Annotated in this window: 11 protein-coding genes and 1 pseudogene; 6 read left to right on the forward strand and 6 right to left on the reverse strand. The window is 53.6% G+C overall.

What is annotated here, in order from left to right; translation table 11 throughout:
• Window positions 1–48 precede the first annotated feature (48 nt).
• Complete coding sequence (locus JI62_RS00750) at window positions 49–264, forward strand: PA3496 family putative envelope integrity protein (RefSeq protein ID WP_022521120.1); 216 nt, start codon at window positions 49–51, stop codon at window positions 262–264.
• A gap of 99 nt (window positions 265–363) precedes the next feature.
• On the opposite strand, the gene JI62_RS00755 is transcribed toward JI62_RS00750, so the two are convergent.
• Window positions 364–1,707, reverse strand: a complete 1,344-nt coding sequence (locus tag JI62_RS00755; RefSeq protein ID WP_088698326.1) for a sodium-dependent transporter — start codon at window positions 1,705–1,707, stop codon at window positions 364–366.
• 155 nt (window positions 1,708–1,862) lie between these two features.
• Entirely contained in the window at window positions 1,863–2,717 is an 855-nt protein-coding gene (locus JI62_RS00760; protein WP_088698327.1) for a DUF72 domain-containing protein, read from the reverse strand.
• A 202-nt stretch (window positions 2,718–2,919) separates the two neighbouring features.
• On the opposite strand from JI62_RS00760, the gene hglS reads away from it, so the two are divergent.
• A complete protein-coding gene (gene hglS, locus JI62_RS00765; protein WP_088698328.1) occupies window positions 2,920–4,281 on the forward strand; it encodes a 2-oxoadipate dioxygenase/decarboxylase HglS in 1,362 nt (453 codons plus the stop codon).
• 58 nt (window positions 4,282–4,339) lie between these two features.
• Window positions 4,340–4,783 carry a type II 3-dehydroquinate dehydratase gene (gene aroQ / locus JI62_RS00770; RefSeq protein WP_088698329.1) on the forward strand — a complete coding sequence of 148 codons (444 nt, stop codon included), beginning with the start codon at window positions 4,340–4,342 and terminating at the stop codon, window positions 4,781–4,783.
• On the opposite strand, the gene JI62_RS00775 is transcribed toward aroQ, so the two are convergent.
• Window positions 4,776–5,555, reverse strand: coding sequence for an IclR family transcriptional regulator domain-containing protein (locus JI62_RS00775; RefSeq protein ID WP_088698330.1), 780 nt, complete (start codon window positions 5,553–5,555; stop codon window positions 4,776–4,778). The two genes, aroQ and JI62_RS00775, sit on opposite strands and share 8 nt — an antisense overlap.
• A gap of 230 nt (window positions 5,556–5,785) precedes the next feature.
• On the opposite strand from JI62_RS00775, the gene JI62_RS00780 reads away from it, so the two are divergent.
• The 3 genes from JI62_RS00780 (at window position 5,786) to JI62_RS00790 (ending at window position 8,888) form a co-directional block, all read left to right on the forward strand.
• Window positions 5,786–6,772: a Bug family tripartite tricarboxylate transporter substrate binding protein gene (locus JI62_RS00780; protein ID WP_088698331.1), complete on the forward strand. Its 987-nt coding sequence runs from the start codon at window positions 5,786–5,788 to the stop codon at window positions 6,770–6,772.
• Between the two features lie 76 nt (window positions 6,773–6,848).
• Window positions 6,849–7,355: a tripartite tricarboxylate transporter TctB family protein gene (locus JI62_RS00785; RefSeq protein WP_088698332.1), complete on the forward strand. Its 507-nt coding sequence runs from the start codon at window positions 6,849–6,851 to the stop codon at window positions 7,353–7,355.
• Window positions 7,356–7,382: 27 nt separating this feature from the next.
• Window positions 7,383–8,888, forward strand: a complete 1,506-nt coding sequence (locus JI62_RS00790) for a tripartite tricarboxylate transporter permease (protein WP_088698333.1) — start codon at window positions 7,383–7,385, stop codon at window positions 8,886–8,888.
• Between the two features lies 1 nt (window position 8,889).
• Here the strand turns inward: JI62_RS00790 and JI62_RS00795 are convergent, their stop codons facing one another.
• From JI62_RS00795 to JI62_RS22540, 3 genes and pseudogenes are all read right to left on the reverse strand, one after another.
• Window positions 8,890–9,633, reverse strand: a complete 744-nt coding sequence (locus tag JI62_RS00795) for an SDR family NAD(P)-dependent oxidoreductase (RefSeq protein WP_088698334.1) — start codon at window positions 9,631–9,633, stop codon at window positions 8,890–8,892.
• A 44-nt stretch (window positions 9,634–9,677) separates the two neighbouring features.
• Window positions 9,678–10,628: an AEC family transporter gene (locus tag JI62_RS00800; RefSeq protein ID WP_088698335.1), complete on the reverse strand. Its 951-nt coding sequence runs from the start codon at window positions 10,626–10,628 to the stop codon at window positions 9,678–9,680.
• Window positions 10,629–10,829: 201 nt separating this feature from the next.
• Window positions 10,830–11,307, reverse strand: a pseudogene (locus JI62_RS22540) (hypothetical protein); the annotation flags it as partial.

Consider the following 11,307-nt stretch of genomic DNA (forward strand, 5'->3'; position numbering starts at 1 on the left):
CACGGATGCAGGTGGACGAAGGCATATTCATCTGGAGGAACGTCGATTATGAGAAACGTCGAACGAATCACCTCGGTTAAAAGCGAATTGCTCGACATCTTTATGAGTATGGAAGTGGATGAGCATGCTCAACGCCAGCGCAGCGCCGCCCAACGCAGCTTAAGAGCGCGGCGGGGCATAGAGCTTCATCGTGAGTTTCAAAAATTATCGCGGGATATCGCCCCCTTGCCCGATGAAGATCGGCAAGAGAGCGAATTGCACTAACTATAAGGCTGCCAAGAGATTAAGTGCGCAACGGTTATCTCTCCACAATCGCGCCGCCCTGCCGATTAGCAGGGCCTTGGCAATAAGCTAAGCGTAAGCTTAGATTAGCCCTGTTACGAACACGGCAATAACGCCAGCGGGCGCTATATAGCGCGCGATGATGTTCCATACGCTCTTGCCGGTCGCTGAAAGACCCAGTTCATCTTCCACGCTGCTGCGCTCCAGGCACCACGCGGTGAATAGAATCGCACCCAGTCCCGTTAGCGGCAGCATTATTTTGCTGGTTAGTGTATCCAGTAAGTCAAACACGCCTAATTCAAACAGCAGCGGCTCGCTCCACACGTTGAACGACAGTAGCGCTGCAATACCCAGTAACCAAGCACCCACACCGGCCACAACGGTAGCCATGACACGGCTCAGCGGCGTGCGCTCTTCAATGAATTCCACCACGGGCTCCAGCAGTGAAATGGCCGACGTTAATGCCGCAAACGTCAGCAGCAAGAAGAACATCAACCCCAAAATCGTTCCGCCTCCCATGTTGCCAAAAGCCAGCGGCAGGGTGACAAAAATCAGTCCAGGGCCCGAAGCGACATCCAAGCTATTAGCAAAGACGATCGGGAAGATGGCTAAACCTGCGCCTAACGCGATGACGGTATCCATGATGATGACCGTGCGGGCGGTTTGCAGCAGATCGATCTCTTTGCCCAGATAAGAGCCGTAAGCCATCATGATGCCCATACCCAATGAGAGGGTGAAGAAGGCGTGACCCAAGGCGGCTAGCACGGTTTCTGCTGTGAGCTTGCTCCAGTCCGGGTTGAACATATACGTCAATGCTTCGCCAAAGTGGCCGGTCGTCATGCCGTAACCGATCAGCACGACCAGCAGCAGTGCGAGGACTGGCATCAGAATGCGTACAGCGCCTTCAAGGCCTTTGGTAACGCCGCGGGCGACAATCCCAATGACCAGCAGCATAAACACCGAGTGACCCAGCAGCAGCAACCCTGGGTTACTCAACATGCCATTAAATAGCGCGCCAATGCCATCGGCATCTTGACCGCTAAAAGCACCGCTCACCGAGTTGACGGTGTAGTAGAGCGACCAGCCGCCAATCACGCTATAAAACGACAAAATCAAGAAGGCCCCGACAATGCCACTGATGCCCACGATGGCCCAGGCTCTTGGCTTTTTAGCCGTGCGCGCCAGCTCTGACATCGTGCTGGCGGGGTTCTTCTGGCCGCGCCGCCCCAAAAGCCACTCAGAGACAAGAATGGGCAAGCCGATCAGCGCGATACAGAGCAAATACACAAATACGAAAGCAGCGCCGCCGCTTTCACCCACCATATACGGAAATTTCCAGATATTGCCTAGACCCACCGCTGAACCAGCGGCGGCCAGCACAAAGGTCATTCGCGATGACCACTGCGCATGCGCAAGCTTCGCCATACATCACCCATTAAGTCGATTGTTGTGTAAGTTACTGCGTGCTGGACACGCTAGTTTTCGGAAAATTGAGTTATTGCCAGCGTACTTTTCCGAAAGTAAGCGCAATTTATCTGATCGACCGCAAGCATGCCAGTTAGCTGACCTAAAAAGGTGGGTTAAAACAGTTGGCTTTGCTTCTCGCCAGCAAAGGGGCCAAGAGCGGGTAAGGGCGTCACTTCTCCTAACGCGTTATAGAGGATACGAGCCATGTGGGGAGACTTGCGGTTATCCGCAGTATGCACAAATAAGAAAGGGGTTTTCCCCTGATTTATCCACAGCTTTAGGCGCTCTTTCCAAGCGGTGAAATAGCTGCTGTTAATCGTTTTGTCAATATGGCCAATGAATCGAATGACAGGAAAATTTGCCGTGGAAAGCACGTGTAGCGGGAGTTTCGGCTTTTCTTGCTGGGCATGGGCCAAGCCCATATGGCCATTTGCCGGGGTTGAGAAGAGCGGGCGTACGTCGAGCATCACGCGATTGGCCGAATAAGTTATCAACAGGCGGTTAAGGGCTGTTTCAGCGGCTCCCTTGTGGAAAAACTCTGGGTGGCGAACCTCTACCGCGCAAGGCAAATGGGCAGGCCAAGCGGCGAGCAGCGCTTCGAGCTGAGGAAGCTCTTGGGGGCCGAAATCCCGTGGTAGTTGCACCATGGTTGGCCCAAGGCGGTCGTGCAGCGGTGCTAGGGCCGCTAAAAATGCCCAAGCCTCCTCTAACCGCGTTAACCGTTGGTCGTGAGTGACGCTGGCAGGTAATTTAAAACAAAAGCGAAAGTGGGACGGTGCCTGACGCGCCCAGGCCGCAATGGTGTCCGGCTTTGGGGTACCGCTATAAAAGGTAGTGTTGCCCTCAACGCTGGAAAACACCGTCGCGTAATCGCTGAGCAGCTCAGTTTTGGCATGGCGGGGATAAAGATTGCCCAGCCAATCTTGATTGGCCCACATAGGCAGGCCTAAATAAAGAGGAAGCGTCATGGATGCCTGCCTGCGTCAACAAGATCGAGCGCTAATCTAACAGGTTTGGGTACCTTCCTGTTAAGGGCTGAGGGCGGCGTGTAAATGGCTTTTATTTATAGCAAGGCGCGGAAAAAGTGAAATTGTTAAAACGGCGATAGCGCTACTATGTAGGTATCACCCTTTATGGGCCGGTATCGCCGTTTACAAACAGGACAGCCCGATGAGTTCAGCTTACGTTAGCAGTGATGAAATTCGCGACCAGTTTTCCCGCGCCATGTCGGCAATGTATCAGCAGGAGGTGCCGCAATACGGCACCTTGCTGTCGCTGGTGGAGGCGGTTAATCAAGAGGTGCTCGCCACTAATCCTGCACTTAACAGTGAATTAAAGCAGAGCGATGAGCTGGCGCGTATCAACGTTGAACGCCACGGTGCTATTCGAGTGGGTAGCCCAGACGAGCTTGCCATGCTACGGCGCATGTTCGCCGTGATGGGTATGGAACCAGTCGGCTACTATGATTTAGCCGCGGCGGGCGTGCCGGTTCACTCCACCGCGTTTCGGCCAGTGGCGGATAGCGCACTTAAGCGTAACCCCTTTCGTGTCTTTACGTCTTTGCTGCGCCTTGAGCTGATCGAAAAGGCGGAACTAAGAGAGCAGGCGAGTGAAATTTTAAAAGCCCGTGATATCTTCACTGCCAACGTCAAAATGCTGGTCGAGCGTTTTGAACAGCAGGGGGGGCTAAGCGCCGACGATGCCAAGCAGTTTGTCCAGGAAGCGTTGGAAACGTTCCGCTGGCACGACAACGCCACGGTCGACTTGGCCACCTATGAGCGTTTGCATGCCGAACACCGTTTAATTGCCGATGTGGTCTGCTTCCGCGGCCCGCACATAAACCACCTAACGCCGCGAACGCTGGATATTGATGAAGTGCAGCGGCGCATGCTCAGTGTGGGCATTAACCCCAAAGCGACTATTGAAGGCCCGCCACGTCGCGACTGTCCGATCCTGCTACGCCAAACCAGCTTTAAAGCGCTGGAGGAGACGATTGCTTTCGCTGACGATGTTGAGGGTAAACACACCGCCCGCTTTGGCGAAATCGAACAGCGTGGCATCGCATTAACGCATCAAGGGCGAGCGCTATATGATCGCCTGCTGGCAACTGCCCAAGAAGAGTCGCCCGCAGCAGCCAGTAATGATGCCCATCAAACGCATTTATCGGACGTATTTAAAGCGTTTCCCGATGCGTATGAAATACTGCGCCGTGAGGGGTTAGCGTTTTTCCACTACCAGGCGGTTCCGGGAGCGTCTGTGCAAGGGCCGGTTTCAGTTGAGCAGGTGGATAGCTTGATCGAACAAGGCGTCCTCAGCGTTATCCCCATGATTTATGAAGATTTCTTACCCGTAAGTGCGGCCGGTATCTTTCAATCCAACCTGGGTGGAAGCAGTCATGATCATTACGCCAGCAGCGCAAGCCAGCAGGCATTTGAGCAGGCCCTGGGGAGAGCCGTCATCGATGAAATCGAGCTGTATGCCCAGCGCCAGGAAGCATCGCTTGAACAGGCGCTGGCGCAGTTGGCGGGTTAAGTGATAGAACAGACAGCTAGGTCAATCTATCCACTAACCCATAAGGTTGAAGAGAGTTATGAGTCAAGGAAAGGTATTGGTATTACATGGCCCCAATCTGAACTTGCTGGGTAGTCGTCAGCCAGAAATATATGGGTACGATACGTTAGACGACGTGAATAACATCCTGCGGGAGAAAGCGGTGATGGCCGACTGGGACATCACTTGCCTGCAGAGCAATCATGAAGGCGAACTAATCGATGCCATTCACGCCGCACGCCTGGATGGCACCCAAGCGATTATTATTAACCCCGCTGCCTACACGCATACCTCAGTGGCCATTCTTGATGCTCTCAATGCTTTTGATGGCAAAGTGATTGAGGTGCATTTGTCTAATGTGCATAAGCGGGAAGCGTTTAGGCATCACTCTTACGTCTCGCTGCGCGCTGATGGAGTGATTGCCGGGCTAGGGGTTCAAGGCTATCGAGCTGCGCTAGAGGCAGTGATGGTTGGATCTAATTAATATGCGCTCTTACTTGAGCTACTTTTTTTTGTAAAACAGGTAAGTAAACATTAATCAACGTATCAAGATCGACCCGAGCAGCGTTAGTGCTGATATTGATCGCGCCCATTAAATGCTGCTTGGCGTCGTAGACAGGAACGGCAATGGAGCGCAAACCTGAGTCCAGCTCTTGATCAGAAATCGCATAGCCCTGCTGCCTGGCACTGATTATCTGACTGCGTAATTCATTAACATCGGTCACCGTTTTATCCGTGTAAGGCTCAAGAGCAACCGACGATAGGAAGTGATCAAGATCCGCCTCGCTGAGCTGGGCCAGCAGTATGCGTCCCATGGACGTATGTGCCGCTGGCAGCCTTGTTCCGACAGATAGCGTAATCGCCATCAAGCGATGTTTGGCTGCCGAGCGGGCGACGTAAATCACATCGCTGCCATCTAGCACACCAAGGGAGGAAGATTCGCCGGTTTCGGCGGTAATGTCTTCTAAATGTTGCTGAATAACATCCCGGTAATTATTCGCCGATAAAAAGGCATAGCCGAGCTGTAGCACGCGGGGCGCCAATTCAAAGTAGCGTTGCTGTTTTCGTACGTATCCCAGTGCATGCAGTGTGAGCAAGAAACGCCTGGCTTTTGCTCTGTTCATCCCCGTGCGCGCGGCGACTTCGCTTAGTGTCATACGCGGGTGCTCATGATCGAATGCCTGAATAACTTCCAGGCCGCTAGCAAGCGCCGTTACAAAGTCGCGACTGTCTTCACTCAGCATTTCTTCCTGCATTTTTACTATCCATTGTTCTGAAACGAGAGGTAAAAGATTAGCGTAAAAAAGTTCGCAGTGCGAACGTGAGTCACCCTTTCAGCCAACTATCTCGCCTCTTACTACTAAAGTTGTGTTTTTTAAAGGGTTAGCAACAACGTAATCTCCAGCTAGATGTTACGAATATGTGTACGCCTTACGAACAATAATTAAGTATAAGCAATCGCTTAGCAACGCACAGGAAGATAACAATGAATAAACTCCTTAGCGCATCATGTCTGGCTGCCTTCGGTAGCGCTCTGGCACTGGGCCTAGCGGTTTCCTCCGCCAGCGCCAATGAGTGGCCTACTGACGATATTCGTCTTGTCGTCCCCTACGCCCCTGGTGGCACCACGGATGTATTATCCCGCCGGGTCGCGGATCTTCTTCAGCAAGAGCTTGATGCTAACGTGGTTGTGGAGAATCGCCCTGGAGCGGGTTCTACGGTGGGCACCGGTCGTCTTGCCCGCGGTGGGCGTGACGCCGACCATACGATTCTGATGGCATCACCCGGCCACACTATCGGTGCAGCTATTTATCCCGATCTTAGCTACGATCCCGTCGAAGATTTTGTCTTCCTGCAGAACATGATCGATATCCCCAATGTCATGGTGGTGCCTGCCGATAGCCCTTATGAAAGTGTCGTTGAGTTCGTTGAAGCCGCAAAGGAAGAGAACATGACCTTTAGCCACAGTGGCGTGGGCAGTTCCATCCATATGTCCGGTGAGCTATTCAAGACGCTGACAGAGACCAATATGACGGCAGTGCCTTTTGCCGGCAGTGGTGCGGCGCTTCCTGCGCTATTGGGCGGTGATGTCGATGTCTCCTTTGAGAACATGCCGACTGTCCTTTCGCATATTCGCTCAGGTGATTTGCGTGCTCTGGCGGTTACCTCTGCTGAGCGGTCAGAGTATTTGCCTGATGTACCCACGCTATCGGAAGTGGGCGAGTATAACCTCGACCAGTTCGTCACAACGGCATGGTTTGGGCTGGTGGCACACAGCTCTTTCCCTGAAGAGGCGCAAAACGTTATGCGGGATGCCCTGGCTAAGGTGATGGAGCGTGAAGAGTTTGTGGACTTTGCTGATCAATTGGGCGCCGAACCGGGTCAGGTGTCTGGCGAAGAGTTCAAGCAGTTTATCGCCGATGAAGTCGAACGTTGGGAAGGCGTTGCACAGCAGGCCGGTATTAGCCAGTAACTAGCTACTCTTCCGTTATAACAGAGAGGCGAGGGCCGCTACCCTCGCCTCTCTTGTTGCCCAGGAGAAGGCCGCGATGACACCCTCGGGTTCCAAGCGCAGAGTGAAAATAAAAGATACCAGCGACCTCATCACCGGCATTGTATTGCTGGGGTTTGCCATAGTGTTGGTCTTTTATCTGGTACCCAACTATATAAACGAACCGCCAATCCTACAAAACCCCATGATGTCGCCGCGATGGCTGCCGACGATTATCGGCTGGCTGATCCTGCTGTTTTCGGTTCTGCTTATTCTTCAGGCCTTCATTATGGAACAGAGAGCCGAGGAGGATGAGCGGGCGATTGAGAAAGGCTCTACGCGGCGTTTCGTGCTAATGGTGTTGTCACTGGTGATATATGTTGCCTTGTTTGAGGCGATGGGTGCCGTGTTCTGCGGTATTTTGGCAACACTCGTTCTTTTCGTAGCACACCCGGTTCGCACCTGGTGGGTATATAGCCTGGCATTTCTGTTTCCTATTATTGTGACGCTCTTATTTGTAGAAGTAATGAACGTGCCACTACCGATAATGCCGCTCGGTTTCTGATTCGCTACTTATTTTTCTGGGTGTCCTATGGAAAACTTTTCGGAAGTGGTTGGTATATTCTTTAGCCTGGATAACTTTCTGGCCATCGCCGTAGGGGTGGTGATCGGCGTGGTGGTGGGTTCCATTCCTGGTTTAACCGCCACCATGGCGGTGGCCTTGGCACTCCCTTTTACCTTCTCCATGCAGCCAGTTGCCGCTATCCTGCTGCTGGTAGGCATCTATAAGGGGGGGATGTACGGTGGCTCGATTACTGCCATTCTAATCAGAACCCCGGGCTCCCCCGCTTCGGCCTGTACCTTGCTAGACGGCTATCCGATGGCTCAGCAGGGGCATGCAAAAAAAGCGCTAAAGGCTGCGCTTTACTCATCGGTTATTGCCGATTTTATCTCCAACATAGCGTTGATCTTTTTTGCCGCCTACTTGGCCAAAATTGCACTGAACTTCGGGGCTCCCGAATTTTTCTGGCTGATCTGTTTTTCGCTCACCATTATCATCTCGCTAGCCAGCGGCTCTATGATCAAGGGCTTGATGGCAGCGCTGCTAGGTATTTTGTTATCCATGGTAGGGCTGGATGAGGTCTTCGGTTCCCAGCGGCTGACCTTCGACAGCTACAACCTGATGGACAGCATCTCCTTTATCCCCCTGTTGATCGGCCTGTTTGCGATTCCAGAAATCATCGAGTTTTATCGTAAGAAAGCGATCCCGCATATTAAGGCGAAGGCGAGTGGTGCGGGTTTGGCTTTCTCTGAACTCAAGCGTTGTATGAAAAGCATTGTGCGAGGTAGCTTAATTGGCGTGATTATTGGCGCCATCCCCGGCACCGGGGCGACGGCGGCAGCCTTCATCTCCTACAGCGATGCCCGTCGGCGTTCTCCTAACAGAGCAAATTTCGGCAAGGGCGAGGTAGAAGGGGTGGCCGCGGCTGAGGCCGGTAACAATGGCGTTGCTGGGGCAACGCTAATTCCGCTGTTATCGCTCGGTATTCCAGGGGATGTTATCACCGCTATTATCCTGGGGGCTTTTATGGTGCACGGGTTAACCCCTGGCCCACTTATGTTCCAGGAAAACCTGTCGCTGATCTATGCGCTGTTCCTGGGGATTATGTGCAGCTCGGTCATCCTGCTGGTGGTGGGTAACGTTGCCATCAAGTACTTCTCGTTAATTGCTGATATCCCCAAGTCAATTCTCTTTCCTATCGTCTTGATGTTCTGTGTTTACGGCGCCTATGCGGTCAATAACGCCACGTTCGACGTGTGGCTGATGCTGGCTTTTGGGGTGTTGGGATATATCTTCAATCGTGTCGCCATACCGGCGGCGCCGTTTCTGATTGGCTTCATTCTGGGGCCGATGTTCGAAGACAACCTACGTCGTTCTCTACTCATCGGCTCCAACGACCTCTCGATCTTTGTGCGCGGGCCGATTACCTGGGCATTCATCGCGCTGACCGTGGGTTCCATCGGCCTGGCCGTTTATCGCTTTGCCGCCTCCCGACGTGGCGCGCGGAATAGCACTGACGAGTTACGCCAAAGCTGAGTTAACCGACCGTCACTCCACCGCAGACAAACAGCGTCTGGCCGGTAATAAAGCTGCTACGCTCGTCGCAAAAGAAACTGACAGCCTGGGCCACGTCTTCAGGTTGTCCCATTCGGCTTAGCGGAATGTTATCGATGATACGTCGGGCGCGCTCAGAGTCGGGCGGGTTGTTTTGCCAGAAGGCACTAGTGGCGATAGGGCCGGGTGCCACGCAGTTGACCGTAATACCGTGCTCAGCAAGCTCCAGCGCCCAGGTGCGGGCCATGGACTGCAGTGCCCCTTTCGTTGCGCTGTAGATAGTGCGCGCCTCTTTACCGAGCACCACACGACTGGCATTCATGACGATACGGCCCAAGCCCTGTGCCTTTATAGTGGGCAGTAGCGCTTGAGTGCAGACCAGCGCAGAGCGCACGTTCAGATGCATGAGCTTATCGAAGTCCTCAAGCCGTGCCTCTTCAAGTAGCGCTGGTGCCACAACACCCACATTATTGATCAGCCGGGACACCGCATATCGTTCGGCGATTTCCTCCATCACCCGGCGAGTAGCGCTGGCGTCGGCAAGGTCGACCTGGTAGGCGTCTTCTTGTAAAGAGTCGGCCTTCGGCGCGACGATATCCGCCACGATAACGCGATAGCCATCCTGTTGAAGTCGTAAAGCAATGGCTTGGCCAATATTTCTAGCCCCGCCGGTAACCACGGCGCAGGGCTGTTGTGAGGTTTTGTCTTGATAAGAATGTTGGCCCATTTTTTATTGTCCTTATGTACGGTAAGTGTTTGTTTTTTAGAGTTTTAAAACGCTAGCATTCCTGAGAGTGACATCAGCCCGATGATCAGGCTAAGCGTAAAGAACGAAGCGACTGTCGCCACCAGCATTGCCGCAGCGCTAACGCCGCCTAAACCATAGCGCTGGCCAAACAGGGGATAAATACTGATCATCGGCGCGGCAGCAAACAGCAAGGCACCGGCCATATAAAGCGGATCAATGCCTGGAACAAAATAGAAGGCGATGAAGATGAGCAGGGGGTGAATAATCAGTTTGCCGATGACAATTTGACCTACGTCGCTCGCCATACCTTTAACCTGCAGGCCAAAGAGCGCGCCGCCGATCACAAACAGCGCCGCTGGGCCCGCTGCTTCGGCCAGCATATCAATGGCTTTAAAGAGTGGTAGCGGAAGCGAAAAGCCTGTAACGGCTATGCTAATGCCGATTAATAAACCTAGCAGCACCGGGTTTTTTATTAAGCTTAGGGCGGTCTTCTTAACGGTTCTCCATACGCTAGCACCTTGGTGGTTACCCATTTCGGCCAGAATCAGTGCTGCGGGAAGAACCAGCAAGTTTTCAACGAGCATATTGAGCGCTAACAGCACCGCCGCAGGCGAACCGATGACCATGGCGGCCACGGGATAACCCACAAAGCCGCTATTGGCGGCCGCCATGCCGAGCGCCTGCATGGCGCTGGCGTTGAGTGGTTGGCGCTGTAGTTTTAAGCAGAGCAGGAACCCTGCACCGAAAACGGCGATAGAGCCCAGCCCGTAAGCCACCAGATAGTTGAGCTTGAAAACCTCTTCGAGAGGTTGCTGGGTGAGCGCGCGAATCACGAGCGCGGGCAGCGCGCAGTAGAGCACAAAGACGCCCACCCCCTGCATCTGATCGCGCTGGATAATGCCGCTCCATCTCGCTATATATCCCAAGCCAATAAGTAGGAATATGGGCGTGGTAATCCCAAGTATAGCGAGCATAGCGGCCCCTTAGCGCATGAAGGCAATTGGTTAAGTTCGAATAACGAATAAGTGTACGCTATTTCTCTGGCGCTTCATGGCATGGAGTGAGCAGAAGGCGAGACAAGTTGCTCAATATAGTGTGTACGCAGCGGTATCACATGCGGATCGATCTGTTCAGAGGTGATGCAATCGATGTTTTCATCCCGCAGAAGGTTAGGATCAAACAGCAGCATCTTGAGCGCTGCTGTTAGTTTCCGCTTCCAGTCGCTGCTGCGCGGTGACGCGCACAAAGGCATTGGGTGCGCCCAGCCCTTGGTAACCTTCACGCTGCACCAGCTCGAAGAAGAACGCCTGGCGGCCGGGTTGGGTATACAGTTGATGGAAGTCACCGTCGCCATCCTGATCAAAGAGAATGTGGTGTTCTTGCATCCATTGCAGGGTTTGCGCCGGTAGGTCGAAGCGCGCGGCTAGGTCGCGGTAGTAGTTACCGGGAATCGGCAGTAGCGGCGTGCCCGCCTGCCGCAGCCCTGCGCTGGTGTCACGCATGGCGCTGGTGCGCAGGGCGACATGGTGAATTCCCGAGCCACCGTACTGGCGCACAAAGCGGTTGCTGGCGGTATCCGGCGAGGCACTGGCGTTAAGCGCCAGGCGAAAGCGGCCGTTATAGTTCTGCAGCACCTGGCTCTGGATCAGCCCG

This window comes from Halomonas campaniensis, from assembly GCF_002211105.1.
GTDB classification, from domain to species: domain Bacteria; phylum Pseudomonadota; class Gammaproteobacteria; order Pseudomonadales; family Halomonadaceae; genus Vreelandella; species Vreelandella campaniensis_A.